At 73.7% G+C, this 24,420-nt stretch carries 22 protein-coding genes; 13 read left to right on the top strand and 9 right to left on the bottom strand.

The window, feature by feature from the left end; all coding sequences use genetic code 11:
- Positions 1-2: 2 nt before the first annotated feature.
- The 3 genes from ACWCXC_RS00725 to ACWCXC_RS00715 all read right to left on the bottom strand — a co-directional run bounded on the left by ACWCXC_RS00725 (position 3) and on the right by ACWCXC_RS00715 (position 4,311).
- Entirely contained in the window at positions 3-1,601 is a 1,599-nt protein-coding gene (locus ACWCXC_RS00725; protein WP_450885752.1) for an acyl-CoA carboxylase subunit beta, read from the bottom strand.
- Positions 1,598-3,433, bottom strand: a complete 1,836-nt coding sequence (locus tag ACWCXC_RS00720; RefSeq protein ID WP_450886375.1) for an acyclic terpene utilization AtuA family protein — start codon at positions 3,431-3,433, stop codon at positions 1,598-1,600. Before ACWCXC_RS00720 ends, ACWCXC_RS00725 begins: the two co-directional genes overlap by 4 nt.
- Before the next feature lie 65 nt (positions 3,434-3,498).
- Positions 3,499-4,311, bottom strand: coding sequence for a TIGR03084 family metal-binding protein (locus tag ACWCXC_RS00715; RefSeq protein WP_450885750.1), 813 nt, complete (start codon positions 4,309-4,311; stop codon positions 3,499-3,501).
- Positions 4,312-4,491: 180 nt separating this feature from the next.
- Here ACWCXC_RS00715 and ACWCXC_RS00710 point away from each other — a divergent pair, with 180 nt between their 5' ends.
- On the top strand, positions 4,492-5,256 hold the full coding sequence (locus ACWCXC_RS00710; RefSeq protein WP_450885748.1) for a DUF3800 domain-containing protein: 765 nt from the start codon (positions 4,492-4,494) through the stop codon (positions 5,254-5,256).
- 210 nt (positions 5,257-5,466) lie between these two features.
- Here the strand turns inward: ACWCXC_RS00710 and ACWCXC_RS00705 are convergent, their stop codons facing one another.
- The 3 genes from ACWCXC_RS00705 to ACWCXC_RS00695 form a co-directional block, all read right to left on the bottom strand.
- Positions 5,467-5,985, bottom strand: a complete 519-nt coding sequence (locus ACWCXC_RS00705) for a DinB family protein (protein ID WP_450680866.1) — start codon at positions 5,983-5,985, stop codon at positions 5,467-5,469.
- A gap of 158 nt (positions 5,986-6,143) precedes the next feature.
- Positions 6,144-7,313, bottom strand: a complete 1,170-nt coding sequence (locus tag ACWCXC_RS00700) for a DUF3103 family protein (protein ID WP_450885745.1) — start codon at positions 7,311-7,313, stop codon at positions 6,144-6,146.
- A 122-nt stretch (positions 7,314-7,435) separates the two neighbouring features.
- The gene (locus tag ACWCXC_RS00695) at positions 7,436-8,347 is read right to left on the bottom strand and encodes an NmrA family NAD(P)-binding protein (protein ID WP_450885743.1); all 912 of its coding nucleotides are present in this window, start codon (positions 8,345-8,347) and stop codon (positions 7,436-7,438) included.
- Between the two features lie 105 nt (positions 8,348-8,452).
- Between ACWCXC_RS00695 and ACWCXC_RS00690 the strand changes: the two genes are divergently transcribed.
- Positions 8,453-9,079 (top strand): TetR/AcrR family transcriptional regulator, encoded by a 627-nt coding sequence (locus tag ACWCXC_RS00690; protein WP_450885741.1) that lies wholly within the window; start codon positions 8,453-8,455, stop codon positions 9,077-9,079.
- A gap of 55 nt (positions 9,080-9,134) precedes the next feature.
- Here ACWCXC_RS00690 and ACWCXC_RS00685 read toward each other — a convergent pair whose 3' ends face one another.
- Complete coding sequence (locus ACWCXC_RS00685; RefSeq protein ID WP_450885739.1) at positions 9,135-9,908, bottom strand: helix-turn-helix domain-containing protein; 774 nt, start codon at positions 9,906-9,908, stop codon at positions 9,135-9,137.
- A gap of 88 nt (positions 9,909-9,996) precedes the next feature.
- Between ACWCXC_RS00685 and ACWCXC_RS00680 the strand changes: the two genes are divergently transcribed.
- Positions 9,997-10,437, top strand: coding sequence for a nuclear transport factor 2 family protein (locus tag ACWCXC_RS00680; protein ID WP_450885737.1), 441 nt, complete (start codon positions 9,997-9,999; stop codon positions 10,435-10,437).
- 12 nt (positions 10,438-10,449) lie between these two features.
- Here ACWCXC_RS00680 and ACWCXC_RS00675 read toward each other — a convergent pair whose 3' ends face one another.
- Entirely contained in the window at positions 10,450-11,421 is a 972-nt protein-coding gene (locus ACWCXC_RS00675; protein ID WP_450885735.1) for an EamA family transporter, read from the bottom strand.
- A gap of 163 nt (positions 11,422-11,584) precedes the next feature.
- On the opposite strand from ACWCXC_RS00675, the gene ACWCXC_RS00670 reads away from it, so the two are divergent.
- Together ACWCXC_RS00670 and ACWCXC_RS00665 are read left to right on the top strand one after the other, a co-directional pair.
- Positions 11,585-12,508 (top strand): LysR family transcriptional regulator, encoded by a 924-nt coding sequence (locus tag ACWCXC_RS00670; protein WP_450885733.1) that lies wholly within the window; start codon positions 11,585-11,587, stop codon positions 12,506-12,508.
- Positions 12,509-12,699: 191 nt separating this feature from the next.
- Entirely contained in the window at positions 12,700-13,851 is a 1,152-nt protein-coding gene (locus tag ACWCXC_RS00665) for a serine hydrolase domain-containing protein (protein ID WP_450885731.1), read from the top strand.
- Here the strand turns inward: ACWCXC_RS00665 and ACWCXC_RS00660 are convergent.
- Positions 13,820-16,738: an FAD-binding and (Fe-S)-binding domain-containing protein gene (locus ACWCXC_RS00660; protein WP_450885729.1), complete on the bottom strand. Its 2,919-nt coding sequence runs from the start codon at positions 16,736-16,738 to the stop codon at positions 13,820-13,822. The genes ACWCXC_RS00665 and ACWCXC_RS00660 overlap by 32 nt on opposite strands.
- A gap of 272 nt (positions 16,739-17,010) precedes the next feature.
- Between ACWCXC_RS00660 and ACWCXC_RS00655 the strand changes: the two genes are divergently transcribed.
- The 8 genes from ACWCXC_RS00655 (at position 17,011) to ACWCXC_RS00620 (ending at position 24,376) form a co-directional block, all read left to right on the top strand.
- On the top strand, positions 17,011-18,516 hold the full coding sequence (locus tag ACWCXC_RS00655; protein ID WP_450680856.1) for an ATP-binding protein: 1,506 nt from the start codon (positions 17,011-17,013) through the stop codon (positions 18,514-18,516).
- Positions 18,513-18,941: a roadblock/LC7 domain-containing protein gene (locus ACWCXC_RS00650; protein WP_450680855.1), complete on the top strand. Its 429-nt coding sequence runs from the start codon at positions 18,513-18,515 to the stop codon at positions 18,939-18,941. The genes ACWCXC_RS00655 and ACWCXC_RS00650 overlap by 4 nt, the downstream gene beginning before the upstream one ends.
- Entirely contained in the window at positions 18,938-19,303 is a 366-nt protein-coding gene (locus tag ACWCXC_RS00645) for a DUF742 domain-containing protein (RefSeq protein WP_383642646.1), read from the top strand. The genes ACWCXC_RS00650 and ACWCXC_RS00645 overlap by 4 nt, the downstream gene beginning before the upstream one ends.
- Positions 19,284-19,928 carry a GTP-binding protein gene (locus tag ACWCXC_RS00640; RefSeq protein WP_450680854.1) on the top strand — a complete coding sequence of 215 codons (645 nt, stop codon included), beginning with the start codon at positions 19,284-19,286 and terminating at the stop codon, positions 19,926-19,928. Before ACWCXC_RS00645 ends, ACWCXC_RS00640 begins: the two co-directional genes overlap by 20 nt.
- Positions 19,925-21,166, top strand: coding sequence for a cytochrome P450 (locus ACWCXC_RS00635; RefSeq protein WP_450680853.1), 1,242 nt, complete (start codon positions 19,925-19,927; stop codon positions 21,164-21,166). The genes ACWCXC_RS00640 and ACWCXC_RS00635 overlap by 4 nt, the downstream gene beginning before the upstream one ends.
- Positions 21,163-22,371, top strand: a complete 1,209-nt coding sequence (locus ACWCXC_RS00630; protein ID WP_450680852.1) for a cytochrome P450 family protein — start codon at positions 21,163-21,165, stop codon at positions 22,369-22,371. The genes ACWCXC_RS00635 and ACWCXC_RS00630 overlap by 4 nt, the downstream gene beginning before the upstream one ends.
- A gap of 119 nt (positions 22,372-22,490) precedes the next feature.
- Positions 22,491-23,609, top strand: coding sequence for a phosphoserine transaminase (gene serC / locus ACWCXC_RS00625; RefSeq protein WP_450680851.1), 1,119 nt, complete (start codon positions 22,491-22,493; stop codon positions 23,607-23,609).
- Positions 23,610-23,764: 155 nt separating this feature from the next.
- Positions 23,765-24,376, top strand: a complete 612-nt coding sequence (locus ACWCXC_RS00620) for a Uma2 family endonuclease (RefSeq protein ID WP_450885725.1) — start codon at positions 23,765-23,767, stop codon at positions 24,374-24,376.
- Positions 24,377-24,420: the final 44 nt, after the last annotated feature.

Below are 24,420 nucleotides of genomic sequence, written 5' to 3'. Positions count from 1 at the left end.
GCTCACATCCGGAAGACGCCGAAGCCGCCGCGGGCGCCTTCGACCGGTGCGGTGTGGATGGCGGACAGGCACATCCCGAGGACGGTCCGGGTGTCGCGGGGGTCGATGACCCCGTCGTCGTACAGCCGCCCGGACAGGAACATCGGCAGCGACTCGGACTCGATCTGCTGCTCGACCATGGCGCGGAGCGCCGAGTCCGCGTCGTCGTCGTACGGCCGCCCCTTCGCGGCGGCGGAGGCGCGGGCGACCAGCGAGAGGACCCCGGCGAGCTGCTGCGGGCCCATGACGGCGGACTTGCTGCCGGGCCAGGCGAACAGGAAGCGCGGATCGTACGCCCGGCCGCACATGCCGTAGTGACCGGCGCCGTAGGAGGCGCCCATGAGGACCGAGAGGTGCGGGACCTTCGAGTTCGACACCGCGTTGATCATCATCGCGCCGTGCTTGATGATGCCGCCCTGCTCGTACTCCTTGCCGACCATGTAGCCGGTGGTGTTGTGGAGGAAGAGCAGCGGGATGTCGCGCTGGTTGGCGAGCTGGATGAACTGCGCGGCCTTCTGCGACTCCTCGCTGAACAGCACGCCCTGGGCGTTGGCGAGGATGCCGACGGGGTAGCCGTGCAGCCGTGCCCAGCCGGTGACCAGGCTCGTCCCGTACAGCGGTTTGAACGCGTCGAAGTCCGAGCCGTCCACGAGCCGGGCGATGACCTCGCGCGGGTCGAAGGGGATCTTCAGGTCGCCGGGCACGATGCCGATCAGCTCGTCCTCGTCGTACTTCGGCGGTGCGGCGGGGCCCGGATCGGGGTGCGCCTTGCGGTGGTTGAGACGGGCGACGATCCGACGGGCCTGGCGCAGCGCGTCCTGCTCGTTCACGGCGAAGTGGTCGGCGAGGCCGGAGGTGCGGGCGTGCATGCCGGCGCCGCCGAGGGATTCGTCGTCGCTCTCCTCGCCCGTGGCCATCTTGACCAGGGGCGGTCCGCCGAGGAAGACCTTGGAGCGCTCCTTGATCATGACGGTGTGGTCGGACATCCCGGGGACGTACGCGCCTCCGGCGGTGGAGTTGCCGAAGACGACGGCCACGGTGGGGATGCCGGCGGCGGAGAGCCGGGTCAGATCGCGGAAGAGCGCCCCGCCGGGGATGAAGATCTCCTTCTGGGAGGGGAGGTCGGCGCCGCCGGACTCGACCAGGCTGATGACGGGCAGCCGGTTGGCGAAGGCGATCTCGTTGGCGCGCAGGGCCTTCTTCAGCGTCCAGGGGTTGGAGGCCCCGCCGCGTACGGTGGGGTCGTTGGCCGTGATCAGGCACTCCACGCCCTCCACCACGCCGATCCCGGTGACCAGCGAGGCGCCCACCGCATAGTCGCTGCCCCAGGCGGCGAGCGGTGACAGCTCCAGGAACGGGGTGTCGCGGTCGACCAGCAGCTCGATGCGTTCGCGGGCCAGCAGCTTGCCGCGTTTCCGGTGGCGTTCGGTGTACTTCTCGCCGCCGCCCTCCAGCGCCTTGGCGTGCGCGGCGTCCAGCTCGGCGAGCTTGTCGAGCATCGCGGCCCGGTTCGCCGCGTAGTCGGGGCTCGTGGTGTCGAGCCCGGTGGGCAGGACGGTCATGCGGGGTCCTCCGGTGCGGTGTCGGCCGGGCCGGCCGGCGTGGCGGGTGCGGAGCCGTCCGGTGCGGCGGGTGCGACGCCGGCCGGGCCGTCCGGTGCGGCGGGTGCGGCGCCGTCCGGCGGGTCCTCCGGCTCCAGCAGGGTCACGGGTATCTCCAGTCGGCGGGCGCGCAGCCACTCCCCCACGGCCTTGGCCTGCGGGTCGAAGCGGTGCTGGGCGGCGACGCCCTCGCCGAGGAGCCCGTGGACGGTGAAGTTCAGCGCGCGCAGGTTCGGCAGGACGTGGCGGACGACGGTCAGCCCGGCGGTCTCCGGCAGCAGGGCGCGGAAGCGCTCGACGGACAGCGTGTGCGCCAGCCACGGCCAGGCCGCCGCGTCGCGGGCCCAGACCCCGACGTTGGCGTCCCCGCCCTTGTCCCCGCTGCGGGCCCCGGCGACGGCCCCGAGGGGGGCGCGGCGGGTGGGCCCGGGGGCGGGCGGCGCGGGCAGGGGCGGCTCTTCGACGTCGGTCAACTCCCGCGTCCGTAGCGGAGGTTCGATCACCATCCGGGACCCGTCGGGCAGCACGGCGACGTGCTCCACCTCCTCCGCCGGTACGTACCGGGCCTCGAACACCCCGTAGGGCGCGCCCTTTCCGGGCGGGGCGGTGACGTGGAAGCCGGGGTAGCTGCCGAGAGCGAGCTCGATCGCGGCTCCGGAGACGGTACGGCCCACGGCGTCCGGGTCCCGGTCGCGGACGACGAGCCGGAGCAGGGCGCTGGCGGTCTCCTCGGTGGCGGCGTCGGCCCGGTCGGTACGGGCCAGCTCCCACCGCACCTCCCCGGGCCGCCGCCCGGCGCGGGCGAAGGCGTCCGCGAACTGCTCCTTCACCAGCCGCGCCTTGGCCTCGATACCGAGTCCGGTGAGGACGAAGACGACCTCGTTGCGCCAGCCGCCGAGCCGGGTGAGCCCGGCCTTGAGCGTCGGCGGCGGCGCCTCGCCGCGCACTCCGGAGATCCTGACCCGGTCGGGCCCCTCCCGCGTCAGTCGTACGGTGTCGAGCCGGGCGGTCACGTCGGGTCCCGCGTACCGGGCGCCTCCGGTCTCGTACAGGAGCTGGGCGGTGACCGTACCGACGTCGACGACGCCCCCGGTCCCGTCGTGCTTGGTGACGACCGCGCTGCCGTCCGCGTGGATCTCGGCGACGGGGAAGCCGGGGCGGCGCACGTCGTGGTCGCCGAAGAAGGCGTAGTTGCCCCCGGTGGCCTGTGTCCCGCATTCCAGGACGTGCCCGGCGACGACGGCTCCGGCGAGCGCGTCGTGGTCCTCGGATCCCCAGCCGAAGTGGGCGGCGGCCGGCCCGGTGACGAGGGCCGCGTCGGTGACCCGCCCGGTGACGACGACCTCGGCCCCGGCCCGCAGACAGGCGGCGATGCCCCCGCCCCCGAGGTACGCGTTGGCGGTGAGGAACCCGTCGGGCACGGGCATCGCGTCGCCCTCGACATGCGCGACGCGCACGGAAACCCCGACCTTCTCGGCCAACTCCCGTACCGCGTCCGCCAGTCCGGCCGGATTGAGCCCGCCCGCGTTCGCGACGATCCGCACCCCCCGCTCCCGGGCGAGCCCCAGCCCCTCCTCCAACTGCCGCAGAAAGGTGGTGGCGTACCCGCGCGCGGGGTCCTTCAGCCGGCTGCGCCCGAGGATGAGCATGGTCAGCTCGGCCAGGTAGTCACCGGTCACCACGTCGAGCGGACCCCCGGTGAGCATCTCGCGCAGGGCGTCGAAGCGGTCGCCGTAGAACCCGGAGGCGTTGCCGATCCGCAGGGGCGGGGGCGTCCGGGGCGGTGGGGACACGGGAGGCGGCGGGGCCGGTGCGCCGGGTCCGCCGTCCGCCCCGGCCGCCGCCGGCCCGTCCCCGCTCACCGTCCGCTCCCGGGCGCGCGACCCGTTTCGGGGGCACGCCCCGCTCCGGCCGGTCCCGCGAAGGACTGGGCGATGTCGAGCCAGGCGTCGGCGTCGGCCCCTTCGGCGCGGACGGCGAGGTCGTCGCGGTGGGCGCGCTGGGTGACGAGCAGGCAGAAGTCGTGGAGCGGCCCGGTCACGCGCTGGGCGGCCTCCTCGGGACCGAAGGCGATCAACGCACCGTCGGGAGCGGTCAGTTCGACCCGGAACGGCTCGGCGGGGGCGGGCTTCCCGTGGACGAAGAAGGCGTAGTCGCGGGCCCGGACCCCGATGCGCGCGACATGCCGGAGCCGGGGGGTGGGGGCGCGGGTGACGCCGAGCGCGTCGGCGATGTCCTGGCCGTGGGCCCAGGTCTCCATGAGCCGCCCGGTCGCCATCGACGCCACGCTCATCGGCGGGCCGTACCAGGGGAACCGCGTCCCCTCCGGCGCCGCCCGCAACACCTCCTGCAGGCGCTCGCGCCCCTCCCGCCAGCGCACGAGCAACGCCTCCGGCGCGTACGCCGCGCGCACCTCCTCGGCGGCCCGGTCCACGAACCCCTCCGGATCCGCCAGCGCCTTCTCGACCTCGCCCCCGAACCCGTCCGGATCGGTGACCGCCATCAGCGCGACCTCGTCCGTCCAGCTCAGGTGCGCCACCTGATGGGCGATCGTCCACCCCTCGGCGGGCGTCTCCCCCGCCCACTGCGACGCACTCAACCCCGCGACCAGCAGATCGAGTTCCTCGCTCTCCCTGCGCAGATCATCGAGCACGGCTGCGACTTCGGACACGGTGCGCTCCCCTCGGGGCGGTGCGGTGTGCACCGGAGCCTGCCAGGGGGGCGGAAAACAAGCAAGCGTGCTTGCATGGTTTTCTGCTTCTCACCGTCGTAGACCTCGAACAGGAAGGCGGGCGACAGACGAAGCGCGGACGGGTACCGCCATATGGTCCGTCGGCCATATATTCCGCCTGTGTACTTCTGCTACGCCGACGACTCCGGGGCCGATCAGGGACGCACCCTGACCGGCCTTCTCGTTCCCGAAGAGGGATGGAACGACCTGCTCCACCACTGGCTCGAAGGACGGCGAAAGCTAGAGGACGAGTGGGGCGTTCCGAAGAACACGGAGCTGCACGCCAACCAGCTGGTGAAAGGGCGCGGGCGCCCCTGCGCGACGGAGGAGCAGAACCGGCGCTTCGGCCGTCGCGCACGCATGGCCGCTCACGACCTCATGCTCAGGCAACTGGCCCGGTGCGACAGCCTCCGGGTACTCACGGTCGCGGGCCGCACCACGCAGGTGGCCCAGGTGTACCAATCCTTCGTGAACCATCTCGAAGCGTGGGCGCTCGACCAGGACACCCGTCTCCTCATCATGTTCGACGGCCTGTCCGGCCCCCTCGACGCCGACGCGCTGGCCCCCGAGGACGCCCGGGCCGCATGGGAGCAGGCCCTCCGCAACGCGAAGCCCTACCGCGACACCCATCGCGGACTCCCGCTCGCCTCCCGCAGGGTGCTGGAAGACCCCGTCATGCAGGACAGCAGGTACAGCCAGTTCATTCAGGCCGCCGATCTGGTGGGCTACGCGGCCTTCCACCATCTGGCACTGAACCGGCCCGAGATCTGGCCGAAGGTGACCCCGGTGGGACCCATGTCGAAGACGTACCGACGCCTGGAGAATTGGCTGCCCGGCCATGGAACCGACGGCATCGTCTGGGCCGACAGCGATACGCGGTCCTAGAACGCAGAAACCCCCGGCGGAAACCGGGGGCCCACGAGAGCGAGATCCCCTGGGCACCCTCAAGCGGATACATGGGACCTCGCAACATTTAAGAATGCCAGGAATGGGCAGCGGTGGCAAGTGGGCCGCCCAACAGCCCGCAGGGCCGACGCAGCCGCAGGGCGGACGTTGCCGAAAGGCGGACGGCCCACCCTCCGGTAGGCCGGGGCCCTACCGCCCCTTCGACGCCGCCTCGGCCATCTTCGTCGTGGTGTTCGCGCCGTCGAGGGCCTCGCGGACGATGTCGGCGTGGCCGCTGTGGTGGGCGATCTCGCGGAAGATGTGCCAGAGGACGTGGCGGACGGTCCGGACGACGGGGTCGGGCGGGGACCAGGGGTAGGCCGGGAGGGTGATCTCGCGGTCGAGGTCGGGTTCGTCGCGGGCGGCGCGGTCGAAGGCGGCGGCGGCCTCGTCGAAGGCGGCGCGCAGGGCGGGCAGGGTGTCGGCGTCGGTCATGCGGTTGCCGTCGGGGTCGAGGTCGGCCCAGTCCACCCGGGCGGGGGCGGTGCCGTCGATCACCGCGAGCCAGGTCCGCTGGACCTGGCCCAGGTGCTTGAGGAGGCCGCCGAGGGTCAGTTCGCTGACCGTGGTCCGGGCGCGGGCCCCGGCGTCGTCCACGTCGGTGAGGGTGAAGAGGAAGTTGGTGCGCTGGTCGGTCATGAGCGCGAGCAGATCGTCGCGTTCCGTCATGGGGTCCCTCCAGGTCGGCTCTTCCGCCAGCCTAGGTTCGGCGGGCGGGGCGCGCCGGGTGATCAGGGGGGCCGGCGGGGGACGCGGTAGGGGGCGGGGCGGGGCGGACGGCGGGCCGGGCCCCCGGAAGGGCGGGGGCCCGGTGGGAGAAGGGCCGGTCAGAGTGCCGAGACGTGGTACGGGGAGACGTTGATCCAGCCGTTGGCCGCCGCGCCGTTGCGCGTGCCGCTGGTGGTCCGGGCGAGGGTGTACCAGGAGTCGACGTAGTCCGGGTCGTCGGTCCACCACGAGGTGGGGAGGGCGTCCAGGAGCGCGTCGGCGAGCGGGATGTAGACGCCCTGGTCGGTGATGGTGAGCAGGACGGAGACGAGGGCCTTGGCCAGGGCCTGGTAGTTGGTGTCCCCGTCGTCCTCCATCATGACCGCGTCGGCCAGGTTGTATTTGTAGTTCGACCAGTTCACGAGGACCTGGTTCGGGTAGTACGTGGTGTCCTCGTCGTTCAGGTACGGCATCTCGACGGTGTCCACGCGCGGCTTGCCGTCGGTCCCGAAGCCGGTGACGAGCGTGAAGATCTCGGCGTCGCCCTTGATCCACGGTTCCTTGACGTCGGAGACGCGGACCGAGTTGATCAGGGTGGTGTCGATGCCCGTGGCGGACGCCGACGCGGTGCCGACCTCGGCCGCCGGGGCCGGGACGGCGAGCCCTCGGGCCTCCAGCGCCTTGTTGACGACCTTCAGCCCCTCGCTGACGGCCTTGGTGCCGTCGACGTCGACCACGAGGACGGGCCGGTCCGGTACGGCGTCGGCGGACAGCGCGTGGGCGGTGCCGGAGGCGTCGTACGCGGTGATCGCGGCACCGTCGTCGTCGGACGGCGCGGCGGCCACCCACGGGGCCTCCCCGCCGGCCAGCCGCGCCTCCATCGACGGATCGGCCAGCCGCACCCGCAGCAGCGAACCGGCCCCGGCGCCCAGCCCCTTGGCCGCGGCGGCGTCCCGGTCGGCCGCGGCGACCCCGGCGGCCAGGCTCCTGCCGGTCGCGGTGGCGGAGCCGGCGGTGAGCGCCCGGAGGCCCACCGCGTCCTGGGCGAGGACGGCCGTACCCACCTGTCTCCGCCAGGCGGCGTCCGCGAGGGAGCCCGCCAGGGCGTGCGCGGTCGCGTCCTCGATGCCGGCGACGGGGGCGGCGGCGGTGGCGGCCGGGGATGCGGTCGTAGCGGCGTGGTGGTGGACCTTCGGGGCTGCGAACGCGGATCCCTGGAGGGGTATCAGGGCCGTCGCGGACAGCACGACCCCGATGAGGGTCGCGCGCAGCGGTGTCGTTGCACTCAAGACGATCTCCTGTCGAATGAGTGGAGCACGTGGGGGGTACTGCGGGGTATCGCGTGGAGCGGGCCACCCGCCGATCTATGCGGGTAGACCTTGACGAGATTCATGTACACGTCAAGTCCACCTCAAACACGCCGCCCCCGGCCGCGCCCGGCTCGGGCCACCGGCGGGCCGGCCACAGCCCTCAGCGCCGACAGGTTGGCCGCCAGGAAGGCGTCGAACGTACGGGCCGGACGCCCGGTGAGTTCGCGCACCGAGGCGGTGACCCCGGACTGGGATCCCGAGACGACCTCCCCGACCAGTACGGCGAGGTCCTCGGCGAACCGGAGCGGCACCCCCTGCGCCGCCATGGCCGCGGCCAAGGCGTCGGGGGGCAGTTCCGTGCGGGCCACGGTCCGCCCCAGCGCGGCCGAGATCCTGTCGGCGACCTCGGCATCGGTGAGCGCCTCCGGGCCGGTGAGGACGAACGCCTCCCCCCGGCCCGCCTCCCCGGTCAGCAGGGCGGCCGCGCAGGCCGCGATGTCGTGGCAGTCGATGTGGGACACCGGCGTGTCCCCGTAACCGCTGACCAGGTCCCCCTCGGGCGTGAACGCTCCCGGCGCGAGGAAGTTCTGCATGAAACCGGCGGGGCGCAGCAGCGACCAGGCGGGACCGGACGCCTCCAGATACGCGTCGATCTCCCCGTGCGCGCCCTGCGAGAGCCGCGCGCCCTGACGGGCGTGCCAGACCGAGACCTTCACGACGTGCACGACACCGGCCTCACACGCCGCGTCGATCACCGCCGTCTGCCTGCGGATCATGGCCCGCTTCCCGCCCACCGGCTCCGCGCCGGAACCGTTGAGGAAAAGCCGGTCCACACCATCGAGCGCCTCCGCGATCGACTCCGGGTCGTCGAAGTCCCCGACGGCGAAGTCGCACCCCAGCGCGCGCCCCTTGCCCTCGTCGCGGACCAGCGCACGGAACGCCGCCCCGGAATCACGCAACTGACGTACCAGCGAACCACCGATGGAGCCGGTGGCCCCCGTCACCAAGATCACGCAAGTCCCCCTCGAACGCATGCGGCGACCCCGGGCGGCTAACCTGAGGGGCCCTCGGGAAAAGTTAACCCGAGGCACCCTCGATTTATCAAGGAGCGCCCGAGAATGACCGAGCCCCCGCGCCGGCGGCCGCGCGCCGACGCCCGGCGCAATCGTGACCGTCTCCTGGTGGAGGCCGATGCCGTCTTCCGCGAGCAGGGCACGGACGCGGCACTGGAAGGCGTCGCCCGGCGCGCCGGTGTCGCGATCGGCACGCTGTACGGCCACTTCCCCACCCGCCGCGCCCTCGTCTCCGCGCTTCTGAGCGACCGCACCCGCTCGCTTCTCGAACGCGGGCAGCGACTCCTCACCGACGTCCCGCCGCCGCAGGCGCTCACCCAGTGGGTGCACGCGGTGGTCGAGCACGCCGCCGCCTACCGGGGGCTGGCCGCCGTGCTGGCCGGCGGCCTGGACGACGAGGCGTCCGAACTCCACGCCTCCTGCGTGCGGATGACCGAAACGAGTGAGCGGCTGATCGCCCGCGCGGCAGGCGCCCTCCGCCGGGACGTGTCCGGCGCCGACGTCTTCGCCCTGATGAACGCCGCCGCCTGGACCCGTGAGCACATGGGCCCCGCGCAGGCGGACCGGCTCGTCGCGCTGACCCTGGACGGCATGCTGACCCCGGGGTGTCTGTCGGCCCCGGCACCGGACGAGACCACGGCAGCGGGGCGGGGGCGCCGCGAAGGTCCCTGATCCCGACGGGACCGGGAGCCGTACCTCGCACGGCCCGCACCGGCACCCCCGCCGCTCAGCCCCCCTCGAAATGCGCGGCGCTCTCCTCGTCCGCCGGGTAGTACAGCTCGATCGCGACCTCGTCCAGCGTGATGTCCATCGGCGTGCCGAAGGTGGTGATGGTCGAGAACAGCCGCAGTTCGCGTCCGCCGACGCGCAGGACCATGGGGATGACCACGTCGCAGCCGTCCGCGAGCGACCGGCCGTCGTCCGCCTCCTCGCTCCCGGGCGCCAGCAGTTCCTCGTACAGCGCGGTCAGGCCGGGGTCGGGGGCCGCCGCCAGCTGCCGGCCCACGCGGGCGCGGAACACCCGGCGCACATCGGCCAGGTTGACCACCAGCGGGGCGAAACCGCGCGGGTCCAGACCCAGGCGGATCAGGTTGACCGGCGGGCGCAGCAGCGCGGGGTCGACGTCCGCGAGGAAGGGGTGGACCGCGCGGTTGGTCCGCAGGATGTTCCAGCGGCGGTCGAAGGCCAGCGCGGGATACGGCTCGTGGGCGCGCAGCACCCGATCGACCGCCCTCCGGGCCGCCGCGAGCGCGGCGTCGTCGAGGGGGCGTTCCGCGTACCGGGGCGCGAAACCGGCCGCGAGCAGCAGCCGGTTGCGGTCGCGCAGCGGGACGTCCAACTGCTCGGCCAGGCGCAGGACCATGGCCGCGCTCGGCCGGGTCCGGCCCGTCTCGACCAGGCTGACGTGGCGCGGCGAGACGTCCGCCGCCAGCGCCAGATCGAGCTGGCTGAGCCCCCGGCGCCCGCGCCAGCCCCGCAGGAGTTCCCCGACGGTGTGCATGGTGGGCGACCGTACCGGCCCGCCCGGCCCGGGGCCATGACACGCCATGTCATCGACATCCGCGTGCGCCCGGCCGAAGACTCTCCCCATGAAGACGAACGGAACGGCACCCGACGCACCGTCCGAGGGGACGGCCACGCCTCCCGACCGCAACAAGGACCTCGTCGCACGGGCCCTGGCCGCCCTCGTCGAGACCGGCAGCTCCGACGGGCTCGCGCCCCTGCTCGCCGAGGACTTCGTCCACCACCGGCCCGACGGCCACGACTCGACGAGGACGCAATGGCTCGCCGCCGTCGACGCCGCTCTCGCCCCGCTCGCCGGGATGCGGGTGGAGGTGCGGCACCTGCTGGCCGACGGCGATCACGTCGTCGTGCACTCGCACCGCACCCTGCCCGGCGGCCCGGCCGTCGCCGTCGTGGACATCTGGCGGATCGAGGCGGGGCTGATCGCGGAGGGCTGGGAGACGATCGAGCCGGTGGACCGGGCGGCGGCCCATCTGCGCTGGTGGGAGCCCGAGCCGCCCCGGTGAGGCCCGGAGGGCTCAGCCCATGTCCTGCTTACGGGCCCCCCGCACCTGGCTGCGTACCGCCCCCATGCTCGCCCCGATGACGAGCGCGATGGCCAGGGCATCCGTGGAGGACAGGGCCTGGTCGAGGACGAGGAAGCCCGCCGTGGCCGCGATCGCGGGTTCCAGGCTCATGAGAATCGCGAAGGTGGGGGCGGGCAGGCGGCGCAGGGCGATGAGTTCGAGGGTGTACGGGAGGACGGAGCTGAGGAGGGCGACGGCGGCACCAAGACCGATGGTGGAGGGGGTCAGGAGCTTCGAGCCGGACTCGATGACGCCGAGGGGCAGCGTGAGGACGGCGGCGACGCCCATCGCCAGGGCCAGGCCGTCGGCCTGGGGGAAGCGGCGGCCGGTGCGGGCGCTGAAGACGATGTACGCCGCCCACATGGCGCCGGCACCCAGCGCGAACGCCGCGCCGGCCGGGTCGAGCCGGTCGAAGCCGCCGCCGCTCAGCAGGGCGACGCCGACGAGGGCGAGCCCGGCCCAGACAACGTTGACCAGGCGGCGCGAGGCGACGACGGACAGGGCGAGCGGGCCCAGCACCTCCAGGGTGACGGCGGCGCCGAGCGGGATGCGGTCGGCGGCCTGGTAGAAGAGCGTGTTCATGGCGGCCATGGCCAGACCGAAGGCCAGCACCGTGCCCCAGTCGGCCCGCGAGTGGCCGCGCACCGTGGGCCGGCAGACGACGAGCAGGACGAGCGCGGCTGCGGCGAGCCGCAGCGTGACGACGCCGAGGGCCCCGGCCCTCGGCATCAGCAGGACCGCGATCGCCGAGCCGAACTGGACGGAGAGCCCGCCCGCGACCACCAGCGCCACCGGCGCGAGCGCCGCGCGGCGCCCGGTCGCGCGGGGAGCGCCGTCGAGGGCGGCCGCCGCCTCGGGGACGGTGACCGCCTCGGGGGCGGCGATGTCCGGGGCCGATGCTGCGGCGGTTCGCTGGTCGTTCACCCGGGGCCTGTCCTTCTGGGGTTCAGAGTCGATGGCGCAGTGCAACATACTGCACTACCCCATTGAAGATACTGCACTCGCGCGGTGCGGCACGTCTTCCCACCGTAGGCACCCCCGCGCGGCGCGTGAAATGCCGATCTCGCTCTCGTTATGCTTCGCGCGCATGAGTGGTCGGTACGAGGAGAACGCCCGGCCCGGGGCACCGCGCGAGCGGAACGCCTCCGGCATCGAGATCCGTCATCTGCGCGCCTTCCTGGCCGTGGCCGACGAGGGCGGCATCACCCGGGCCGCCGCCCGGCTCGGGCTCACCCAGCCCGCCGTCTCCCGCACCCTCGCCGCCCTGGAGCAGCGCCTCGGCCGCCGGCTCGTTGACCGCTCCACCCATCACCTCGCCCTCACCGCCGACGGCATCGCCTTCCGCGACCGGGCCACCGCCGCGGTCGCCGCCTTCGACGAGGCCGTCGACCCCGGCGGCCCGCACCACCGCCCGCTGCGGATCGGCCACGCCTGGTCCGCGTTCGGCCGCCACACCACGCCCCTGCTGCGCCGCTGGCAGGAGCGCCACCCCGGCACCCCGCTGGACCTGCGCCGCATCGACGACCGCACCGCCGGCCTCACCCGGGGCGAGGTCGACGCCGCCGTGCTGCGCGGCCCCGTCGAGACCCCCGGGCTCGTCACGGAGCTGCTGTACGAGGAAGAGCGCGTGGCGGCCGTCGCGGCGGACGGCCCGCTCGCCGCCCGCGCCACCCTCCGCCTCGCCGACCTCGCCTCCGGCACCGTCGTCCTGAACACCGTCTCCGGCACCACCACCCCCGCCCTGTGGCCGCCGTCCGCCCGCCCCCGGGCCACCCTCACCGTCGCCAACACCGACGACTGGCTGACCGCCATCGCCGCCGGCCGGGGCACCGGCGTCTCCGCCGCCTCCACGGCCGGTATGCACCCCCGCCCCGGAGTCGCCTTCCGCCCCCTCACCGACGCCCCGCCCCTCCCCGTCCTCCTCGCCCGCCGCGACGCCCCGGGCCACCCCGCCCTCCCCCTCCTGGCCGCCCTGGCCCGGGAGATCGTCGCCGAGGACGGGGACGGCTGAGACCGGGAGAGGGACCACGGGGCCGCCGCGCACCGCATGCCCCGGCACCGCACCTCAGGGCCCTCCCCCGGCCCCGCAGGTTCGGGCGCCCGCACGCGGATCCCGGCATCCGATCAAGGAATTTCCCCGCCCCGCCCGGCGGTTGCCCCCTGCGGAGACGGCGCGAGGGACGCGCCGCACAGGGGGTCACCATGACGAACGGGCATTCCGGCGCCATCACCGTGCACGGCACCGTGGCCGGGGGCTACGAGGGCGTGCGTGAGGAGTTCCGGGCCGTGCTCGCCGAGGAGCACAACGAGCCGGGGAGCCAGCTGGCCGTGTACAAGGACGGGGAGCTGGTCGTCGATCTGTGGGCGGGGGACGGGGTGGAGGGCGACTCGCTGCCCGCCGTGTACTCCTGCACGAAGGGGGCCGCGCATCTGGTCGTCGCGCTACTGGTGCAGGACGGCACCCTCGACCTGGACCGGACGGTGGCCTCGTACTGGCCGGAGTTCGCCGCCGAGGGCAAGGACCGGCTGACGCTGCGCGAGCTGCTGGGCCACCGGGCCGGGCTGATCGGGGTGAAGGAGGGCTTCACGCCCGAGGAGCTGGCCGACGACCGGGTGCTGGCGGCGCGGCTGGCGGGGCAGGCGCCGTTCTGGGAGCCCGGTGCGGCGTACGGCTACCACGCGCTGGTCATCGGCGCGCTCACCGGTGAGGTGGTCCTGCGGGCCACCGGGCGCACGCTCCGGGAGCTGTTCGAGGAGCGGGTCCGCGCCCCGTACGGGCTGGACGTCTTTCTGGGGCAGCCGGCCGGGCTGGAGCCGCGTTTCCTGCCGGTCCGACCGCTGAACCCGACGCCCGCGCAGGCGGCGGAGATGGCCGCCCGCCCGGCCGATCCGCGGAGCCTGCGCGCGGTCTCGTTCCACGCGCACCTCGACCTGACCGAGTGGATCAACCGGCCCGCCGTCCGGGCGCTCGGCCAGGCCTCGGCCGCCGCGGTCGCCTCGGCGCGCGGGCTGGCCGGGATGTACGCGGCCACGCTCGGGGAGTTCGCGGGGCTGCCCGCGCTCCTGAAGCCGGAGACCCGCGCGGAGTTCGCCCGGCCCGGACTGACCGGCACCGATCTGGTGACCGAGCAGACGGACCACTTCGGGCTGGGCTTCGAGCGCCCCTCCGAGGACCACCCGGAGCTGGGCCCGGACGCGTACGGGCACTGCGGGGCGGCCGGCGCTCAGGCGTTCGCCGATCCGGCGAGCGGCATCGCGTACGGCTACACCCGGCGCCGGCACACCTACCCGGGCGGCTCGGCCCCGGAGAACGTGCGGCTCGTCACGGCCGTCGTCGACGCCGCCCGCGCGTAGGCCCCTCCGGCCCGTCCGCCGTCGTCCCCTCCAGGCCCTCCGCCAGCAGCTCCGCCAGGTGCTTGGCCCGGACCCCCGCCAACTGGCGCAGCTGGGTCCGGCAGGAGATCCCGTCCGCGAGGATCTCCGCGTCCGGGGGCGCGGCGCGGAGGGCGGGGAGCAGGCGGTCCTCGGCGCAGGCCGCGGAGACGTCCCAGTGGCCGCGTTCGAAGCCGAAGTTGCCGGCGAGACCGCAGCAGCCGCCCTCCAGCTCGCCGGTCAGCCCCATCCGTTCGCGCAGCCGGCGGTCCGCCGCGTCGCCCAGGACGGCGTGCTGGTGGCAGTGGGTCTGGCCGGTGACCGGGCGGTCCGTGCGCGGGGGCTCCCAGTCGGGGGCGTACGCCTCCAGGTACTCGGCGAGGGTGCGGACGGTGGCGGCGAGCCGGGCCGCGCGCGGGTCGTCGGGGAGGAGTTCGGGCAGGTCGGTGCGGAGGGTGGCCGCGCAGCTCGGTTCCAGGACGACCATCGGGTCGCCCATGGTGTGCTCCATCCGGTCCAGGGTGCGGCGCATCACCGCGCGGGCCCGGTCGAGCCGGCCCGTCGAGACGTAGGTGAGGCCGCAGCACACCCCGCGTGCGGCGGTCATCACCCGGCGGCCGGTCGCCGCCTCCACGACCCGGACCGCCGCCCGTCCGACCTCCGGCGTCAGATGCTCGGTGAAGGTGTCGGGCCAGAACCGGGCGACCTGGTCGTTGGAGAGGATGAACGTCCCCTTCCCCCACCTCCGGTTCAGCCACCGCGTGAACGTCTCCCTCGCCAGCGGCGGGATGTCCCGCTCGGGCGCGATCCCCGCCAGCCGTTTGGCGAGGGCGGCGAGCGGGCGGACGCGGGCCAGCGCGTTCAGCGGGCCCGCGAGGGGCACGGCGAGGCGCAGCCACCGGGGCAGCGAGCCGAGGGCGTAATGGGCGGCGGGGCGGAGGCGGCCCCGGTAGTGGTGGTGCAGGAACTCCGCCTTGTACGTGGCCATGTCGACGCCCACCGGGCAGTCGCTGCGGCACCCCTTGCAGGACAGGCAGAGGTCGAGCGCGTCGCGCACCTCCGTGGAGCGCCAGCCGTCCGTGATCACGCCGCCCGCGTCCCCGGCCAGCATCTCGTGGAGGAGCCGGGCCCGGCCCCGGGTGGAGTGGGCCTCCTCGCCGGTGGCGCGGAAGGAGGGGCACATCACGGACGGCCCGGTGGCCTGCTCCGTACGGCACTTGGCGACGCCGACGCAGCGGCGGACGGCGGCCGAGAAGTCGCCGCCGTCGTGCGGGTAGCCGAAGGCGACGTCGACGGGTTCGCGGGGCAGGACGGCGAAGCGGAGGTTGTCGTCCAGGCGGGCGGGGCGGGCGAGGATGCCCGGGTTCATGCCGCCGTCGGGGTCCCAGAGGTCCTTGAACCGGGCGAACAGGGCGACGAGTTCGTCCCCGTACATCTTCGGCAGCAGCTCGGCGCGGGCCTGGCCGTCGCCGTGCTCGCCGGAGAGCGAGCCGCCGTGCGCGACGACGAGCGCGGCCTGGTCCTCGGAGAAGGCGCGGAAGCGGGCCACGCCCGGGGCGGTGAGCAGGTCGAAGTCGATGCGGACGTGGATGCAGCCGTCGCCGAAGTGCCCGTACGGGGCGCCGCGCAGCCCGTGCTGGGCGAGCAGGGCGCGGAACTCCCGGAGGTAGCCGCCGAGCCGGGCGGGCGGGACGGCGCAGTCCTCCCAGCCGGGCCATGCCTCTCCCCCACGTCCGGCTGCGCTCCCGCGGGAGGTGCCCCCTCCGTCCGGCATACGGGTCGCGGTGCCGGCCGCGTCCTCCCGGATGCGCCACAGGGCGCGTTGCCCGGCCGGGTCGGTGACGACGGCCGCGCCGACCGTGTCCGGGGCGGCGGCCCAGACGAGGCGTTCGGCGTGGGCGCGGGCCTCGGCGGGGGTGGCGCCGCCGGTCTCGGCGAAGAGCCAGGCGCCGCCGCGCGGCAGTCCGGCCGCGTCGGGGACGAGGTCGGCGGCCATGCCCTCGACGGTGAGCGGGTGGTGCGGGAGGAGGCCGGGGGCGGCTTCGGCCGCGGCGGTCTCGTCGGTGTAGCCGAGGACGGCCAAGGCGCGGGCGGCGGGGGCCTCGACGAGCCGGACGACGGCCTCGGTGACGACGCCGAGCGTGCCCTCGCTGCCGCAGAAGGCGCGGACGGCGTCGCGGCCGTGTTCGGGCAGCAGGGCGTCGAGCGCGTATCCGGAGATGCGGCGCGGGAGTTCGGGGAAGCGGGTGCGCAGCGCGGCGAGGTGTCCGTCGACGAGGTCGCGGACGCCGGGCGGCCCCTCGGCGCCCGGTTCCAGGCGCAGGGTGCCGCCGCCGTAGCGGGCGACGGTCAGGGCGTGGACGTTGTCGGCGGTGGTGCCCCAGGCGACGGAGTGGGCACCGCAGGAGTTGTTGCCGATCATGCCGCCGAGGGTGCAGCGGCTGTGGGTGGAGGGGTCCGGTCCGAAGGTGAGGCCGTACGGGGCGGCGGCGGCCCGCAGGTCGTCGAGGACGGCGCCGGGCTGGACGACGGCGGTGCGGGCCTCGGGGTCCAGTGCGGTGACGGCGCGCAGATGGCGGGTGAGGTCGAGGACGATGCCGGTGCCCGTGGCCTGTCCGGCGATGGAGGTGCCGCCGCCGCGCGGGACGACGGGGACGCCGTGGTCGCGGCAGACGGCGAGCGCGGCGGCGATGTCGTCGGCGTCGCGCGGGGCGACGGTGCCGAGCGGGACGCGGCGGTAGTTGGAGGCGTCCATCGTGGTGAGCGCCCGCGCGGTCGGTCCGAGGTCGACCTCGCCGCGGACGGCGGCGCGCAGTCCGTCGGCGAGTTCGGTGGACGCGCGGGGGTTCGGAGCGTTTCCGGATGCCATCGTTCCAGCATGCCGCGCGGCCCGGCCGGTCCGTGCGCGGACCTCCCGCGTTTTGCCGGATGACGTCCGCAGGTCGGAGAATGCCCGGCTGGCGAACACGAATGGAACAGAGAGCACCACAAGTTGTTCCCAAACAGATCGTCAATTCTCATATAGTGACCGAGACTTGTCTGGGAATCGTCTGTTCCAGTTGTCGCATTTGCTCGTTGCAGTACGGAATCGCCCGAACGACCCGTCCCGTCCGCCCGCCGTCCGCTCCCCAAGGACTCCGCTTGCGCCCCTCAACCCGGCCGACCGCACTGGCCCTGCTGGTCACCGTGGCCCTCACCGGATCCCTGTGCCTGTGGGCGGTAGCCGCCGCCCCCGACTCGGCCCGGACGGCCGTGGCCTGGGGCGGGGGTGCGGCGGCGGTCCTGCTCGCCGTCGCCGTGGCCGTCGCCGTCCACGCCCGCGTCACGGCCCGCCGGCTGCGCGAACTGCACGCGTCCGAGAGCAGCCGGTTCACCGCCGAGACCTCCCGCATGGTCTCCGCCGCCGCCGCCGACGCCCAGCGGTTCACCGCCGAGACGGCCCGGATCAAGGCCGCGGCGGCGGCCGAGAACGCCCGGGTCGCCGCCGAGGCCGCCGCCGCCGCCGAACGGCTCACCGCCGAGAACGCCCGGCTCAAGGCCCGCGCCGCCCGCAGCGAGACCGAGCGCGCCGCCGCCGTCGCCGCCTGCGCCAACGCGGCCGGCCGGATGCAGGCCCTGGCCACCAGCATGCTCGCCGACCTCCGCGAGATGGAGCACCGGCACACCGCCGAGGACGTCCTCGGCGACCTGCTCCACCTCGACCACCGCACCGCCCAGGCCGGCCGGCTGGCCGACTCCATCGCCGTGCTGACCGGTGCCCGCTCCGGCCGGCGCTGGGCCAAGCCCATCGTGATGGAGTCCATCCTGCGCGGCGCCATGGGCCGCATCAGCGGCTACCAGCGCATCCGCCTCCACTCGACCAGCGACGTCGCCGTCGCCGGCCACGCCGCCGAGGGCGTCATGCACGCCCTGGCCGAACTCCTCGACAACGCGGCCAACTTCTCGCCGCCCACCGCCGAGGTCCATGTGTACGTCGAGGAGGTCCCGGCGGGCATCGTGCTGACCGTCGAGGACAGCGGGCTCGTCATGAGCGAGGTGCAGCTGCGCCGCGCCGAGAACGCCGTGTCGGCCACCGACCAGGACCTCACCGCCCTGTCCGGCACCCGCCTCGGGCTCGCCGTCGTCGGCCGGCTGGCCCGCAAGCACGGGCTCACCGTCTCCTTCCGGCCCTCGGCGCGCGGCGGCACCGGCGCGCTCATGATGCTGCCGCAGGAGATCATCACCCGCACCCCGGCACCGGCCGCGTCCCCCGAACCGGCCGTCGCCGCCCCCGTGATCCCCGCACCGCGCGAACCCGAGCCGGTCCACCGCTCCGACACCGGCACCGTCCCCGCCGGCGAGACCGCCCGCACCACCCAGGAGCCCGCCCGCTCCGACTCCGGCGCGGGCGGCGAGTCCGGCTCCGACACCACCGGCGGACTCCCCCGGTTCGGCGACAGCGGCCTGCCCAAGCGCTCCCGCGGCCGCACCCTCGCCGCGGCCGAGGCACGCGCCCGCGCGTCCGCCGCCGCTTCCGACTCCGACGAGGCGGACGGGTCCACCCCCCGGCCCCGTACCGCCGACCCCAAGGCCCAGGCAGCCCGCTTCAACAGCTTCCGGCAGGCTGTCCGGCCCCACTCCCCGCACCCGGAAGGCGACACCCGATGACCGCGACCACCGACGAGAGACTGAACTGGCTGCTGGAGGGGCTCCTGGAACGCACCCCCGGCACCCGGCACGCCCTCGTGCTGTCCAGGGACGGCCTCAAGCTGTGCCGCACCCCCGAGCTCTCCGTCGACCAGGCCGACCAACTGGCCGCCATCTCCGCCGGCATCCAGAGCCTGTCGCACGGCGCGTCCGTCGAATTCGGCAACGGCACCGGCGGGGTGCGCTCCGCCATGACCGAGTTCTACGGCGGCGTGCTCTTCATCGTGGAGGCCGGTGACGGCGCCCACCTCGCCGTCGTCGCCTCCGAGCAGGCCGACGTCGGCCTCGTCGGCCACAACATGAGCGAGCTCGTCGAGCAGCTGGGCGAACACCTCGTCGCCCCGCCGCGCGAGCCCGCGCAGCCGTCGGAAACAGCGACCGTATGACGCGCCGGCCCCGTCCCGGCCGGGACGACGCCCCGGACCGGCTGTACACCCTCACCGGTGGCCGCAGCCGGTCCGACTCGGCGGCCTTCGACCTGGTGACGCTCGTCGTCTCCGAATGCGAGCCCACCCCCGGCATGCAGTCGGAGCACGTCACGATCCTGCGGATGTGCGAACGCCCCACCGCCGTCGTGGAGATCGCCGCGGAGCTGAACCTTCCCGTCAGCATCGTGCGCATCCTGCTGTGCGATCTGCTCGACACCGGCCGGATCAGCGCCCGCCATCCCCGTACCGCCCGTGTCGCGGACCGGCTCCCCGACCCCGACATCCTGGAACAGGTGCTCGTTGGACTCCGCAACCTCTGACCGTGCCGCCCTGCAGGCCACGGCCGACAACGGACTGAAGATAGTCGTCGTCGGCGGCTTCGGGGTCGGCAAGACCACCATGGTCCGATCCGTGAGCGAGATCCGTCCGCTCAACACGGAGGAGACGATGACCCGCGCGGGCGAGGCCGTCGACCACCTCGACGGCGTGCAGTCGAAGACGTCGACGACCGTCGCCTTCGACTTCGGCCGCATCTCGCTCGACGAGCGCTCGGTGCTGTACCTGTTCGGCGCGCCCGGCCAGGAGCGCTTCTGGTTCCTGTGGGACCGGCTGTTCTCCGGCACGCTCGGCGCCGTCGTCCTCGTCGACACCCGGCGCCTCGCCGACTCCTGGTACGCCATCGACCGCCTGGAGCACCACGGCACGCCGTTCATCGTGGCGTGCAACGACTTCGGCGGCCCGCTCCACACCGAGCAGCAGATCCGCGAGGCCCTCGACCTCGCGGACCACGTCCCGCTCGTGGAGTGCGACGCCCGCGACCGCTCCTCCAGCAAGTACGTCCTGATCACCCTGGTGGAACACCTCTACGCCCTCTCCCGGGGCGACGTGCCCGCCACCACCCGTCCGGAACCGACTCCGGAGAAGACCCCGGAGCCCACCCCGTGACCCAGTGCCCCCACGCGGAGGCGGCAGGCGCCGTCCCGCTGTCCGGCCCCCGGTTCCAGACGGAACCGGCCCAGCTCTACCGGGAGATGCGCCGCGACCACGGCTCCGTGGCCCCCGTCGTCCTGGACGGCGGCATCCCGGCGTGGCTGGTCCTCGGCTACCGCGAACTGCACCAGGTCGCCGGCGACCCGGCGCTCTTCAGCCGCGACTCCGACCTCTGGAGCCAGTGGGAGAACATCCCCGACGACTGGCCGCTGCTGCCGATGATCGGCCGTAAGCAGCCGTCGATCCTCTACACCGTCGGGCCCCGCCACTCCGAACGCGCCCGGATGATCAGCGACGCCCTGGAGGCCGTCGACCCGTTCACCCTCAAGCGGCACGCCGAGGAGTTCGCCGACGAACTGATCGACCGGTTCTGCACCACCGGCGCGACCGACATCATCGCCTCGTACGCGATGCTGCTCCCCGCCCGCGTCCTGGCCCGGATCTACGGCGTGTCCGACGAGGAGGGCGACGCGCTCGTCGGCTCCATCAACGACATGATCGACGGCCGGGAACGCGCGCTCGCCGGACAGCAGCACCTCGCGGCGACCATGTTCGGTCTGCTCGCCGCGAAGCACGCGGAGCCCGGCGACGACGTCGCCAGCCGGATGCTCGCCGACCCGGGCGGCTTCACGGACGAGGAGGTCGCCCAGGACCTCATGGTGATGATGGCCGCCGGCCACCAGCCGACCGCCGACTGGATGGGCAACTCGCTGCGGCTCATGCTCACCGACGACCGGTTCGCCGCCTCGCTCTCCGGCGGCCGGCACAGCGTCGCCGAGGCCATGAACGAGGTCCTCTGGGAGGACACCCCCACCCAGAACGTCGCCGGCCGCTGGGCCTCGCGCGACACCCGGCTCGGGGGCCGCCACATCCAGGCCGGCGATCTGCTGCTCCTCGGCATCGCCGCCGCCAACGCCGACCCGCAGGTGCGCACCGACGGCTCCGCGCTGACCGGCGGGAACAACGCCTTCCTGTCGTTCGGCCACGGCGAGCACCGCTGCCCCTTCCCCGCGCAGGAGACCGCCGAGGTCATCGCCCGTACCGGCATCGAGGTCCTGCTGGACCGCCTCCCGGACATCGACCTCGGCACCCCGGCCGAACGGCTCACCCGACGCCCCTCCCCCTGGCTGCGGGGCCTGACGGACCTGCCCGTCACCTTCACACCCACCCCCGCCACAGGAGGCCGGACATGACCCGCATCGCCCTCGACCCCCTCGTCGCCGACCTCGACGGCGAGAGCGCCGCGCTGCGCGCCGCCGGGCCGCTCGCGGAGGTGGAGCTGCCGGGCGGGGTGCACTGCTATGCGGTCACCCACCACGCGGAGGCCCGTCAACTCCTGACCGACCCCCGGATCGTCAAGGACATCAACGTCTGGGGTGCCTGGCAGCGCGGCGAGATCCCGATGGACTGGCCGCTGATCGGCCTCGCCAACCCGGGCCGCTCGATGCTGACCGTCGACGGCGCCGACCACCGCCGGCTGCGCACGCTGGTGGCCCAGGCCCTCACCGTGAAGCGGGTGGAGCGGCTGCGCGCGGGCATCGAGGCCCTGACGGCGGCGAGCCTGGACCGCCTCGCCGCGCTGCCCGAGGGCGAGAAGGTCGACCTGAAGGCGGAGTTCGCCTACCCGCTGCCGATGAACGTGATCAGCGAGCTGATGGGCGTGGACGCGGCGGACCACCCGCGGCTGAAGGAGCTGTTCGAGAAGTTCTTCTCGACGCAGACGCCTCCGGAGGAGGTCCCGCAGATGATGGCGGACCTCGGCGAACTCTTCACGAGGATCGTGGACGGCAAGCGGGCCGAACCGGGCGACGACCTGACCAGCGCCCTGATCGCGGCCTCCGAGGACGGCGACCACCTCACCGACGAGGAGATCGTCAACACCCTCCAGTTGATCATCGCGGCCGGTCACGAGACGACGATCAGCCTGATCGTGAACGCGGTGGCGGCCCTGGAGGCCCACCCCGAGCAGCGCAAGCGGGTGCTCGGCGGGGAGATCCCCTGGGAGAACGTGGTCGAGGAGACGCTGCGCTGGAACACCCCGACCTCGCACGTCCTGATCCGGTTCGCCACCGAGGACGTGCCGGTCGGTGACAAGGTCCTGCCCAAGGGCGAGGCGCTGATCGTGTCGTTCGGCGCGCTGGGCCGCGACGAGGCGCAGCACGGTCCGACGGCGGGGGAGTTCGACGCGACCCGCTCGCCCAACCGGCACATCGCGTTCGGCCACGGCCCGCACGTGTGCCCGGGGGCGGCCCTGTCCCGGCTGGAGGCGGGGGTCGCGCTCCCGGCGCTGTACGAGCGCTTCCCCGGGCTGGCCCTCGCCGTCCCGGCGGACGAACTGCGCAACAAGCCCATCGTCACCCAGAACGACCTGTACGAGCTCCCGGTGACCCTGGACTGACCTCCAAGGGCGCCGGGGCGTTCGCACGGACGTACCTCCCACGGCCACGAGTCGGAATCCTCGTCTCATCCGACGGACGGGATACGCGGCAGCCGCACCGAGCGGCTACGCTCCGACTCGTGGCCGACATCCAGATTCCCGCTGACATCAAGCCCGCCGACGGACGCTTCGGCGCCGGTCCTTCCAAGGTGCGGACGGAGGCGCTCGACGCGCTGGCCGCTACCGGAACCTCTCTGCTCGGTACGTCCCACCGCCAGGCCCCGGTGAAGAACCTGGTCGGCTCGGTGCGGGACGGTGTGCGCGACCTCTTCTCCCTCCCCGAGGGATACGAGGTGATCCTGGGCAACGGCGGCTCCACCGCCTTCTGGGACATCGCGACGCACGGTCTGATCGAGTCGAAGTCCCAGCACCTGAACTTCGGTGAGTTCTCCTCGAAGTTCGCCAAGGCCGCCAAGCTCGCCCCGTGGCTGGCCGACCCGAGCGTCATCGCCTCCGACCCGGGCACCCACCCGGACCCGAAGGCCGAGGCGGGCGTCGACGTCTACGCCCTCACCCACAACGAGACCTCCACGGGTGTCGCCGCCCCGGTCAAGCGCGTCGCGGGCGCCGACGAGGGCGCCCTCGTCCTGGTCGACGCCACCTCCGGCGCCGGCGGCCTGCCCGTCGACATCGCCGAGACGGACGTCTACTACTTCGCCCCGCAGAAGTCCTTCGCCTCCGACGGCGGCCTGTGGATCGGCGTCTTCTCCCCGGCGGCCCTGGAGCGTGCGGCCCGCGTCCACGCCTCCGGCCGCCACATCCCGGAGTTCTTCTCGCTGCCCACGGCGATCGACAACTCCCTGAAGAACCAGACGTACAACACCCCCGCCCTGGCCACGCTGTTCCTCCTCAACGAGCAGCTGACCTGGATGAACTCCCAGGGCGGCCTGGACTTCACCACCGGCCGCACGGCCGCCTCCGCCGGCCACCTCTACGGCTGGGCCGAGGAGTCCAAGTACGCCACCCCGTTCGTCACGGACGCCGCCAAGCGCTCCCAGGTCATCGGCACCATCGACTTCGCGGACGAGATCGACGCCTCCGCCGTCGCCAAGGTCCTGCGCGCCAACGGCATCGTCGACACCGAGCCCTACCGCAAGCTCGGCCGCAACCAGCTCCGCGTCGCGATGTTCCCGGCCATCGACCCGTCGGACGTCCAGGCCCTGACGGCCTGCATCGACTACGTCATCGAGAAGCTGTAACGGCTGACGCCCAGGGGAACGGCCCCGCGCACCGTGACGGTGTGCGGGGCCGTTTCTGTTTCACTCGGCCGAGTGGCATATGCCAGAAACACGGTCTGCGACCGTTCCGCCCTACGATGATGCTCTCGACACCAGCCCATTCCAGGAGGCCCGCAATGTCTGCAGCAGCAGTCGAGCACCCCTGTGACGATGGACCGGAGCCCCTGCTCGTCACCGCCAACCGGCTCGCCGAGCAGCATCCCGGCTATCGTGTCGAGATCATCGGAGGCGTCATCACCGTGGCCCCACCCCCGGACGGCCCGCACGCGGACGCACTGACCACGCTCATGATCCCGTTCCTCTCCGCAGGACTTCACGGCACGGAATCGAGGGTTCTCCAGGGCATCGGCCTCTGGCTGCCGAGCGGTCCGGAGGACTACGCCATCCCCGACCTGGCACTGGTCGACGCTGATTACGGCGAGCACCTCGTCGAGAACAACTGCTACGACCCGGCCGTCTTCCGCCTCGTCCTGGAGGTCACCTCCAGCAACTACAACAGCGATCTGCGGCACAAGGTCGCCGCGTACGCCGAGGCGAAGATCCCCGTCTACGTGATCCTCGACCGCAAGCACAGCCGCGTCCACGTCCTGACGGAGCCGGGCGGCGGCAACTACGACCGCCACGAGGTGTACGCGCCCGGCCAGCGGTCCCCGCTCCCCGAGTCGATCGGCGCGGCGGTGGAGCTGGATGTGGCGGAGCTGATCGCGTCGGGTCGTGCGCGGGGCTGAGGGGCCGGGCGGGGGCCGTTGTCAGTCCCCGGCGCTAGCGTCGG

This window comes from Streptomyces sp. NPDC001515 (assembly GCF_053597115.1).
This window is presented reverse-complemented; position numbering and strand designations above follow the sequence as displayed.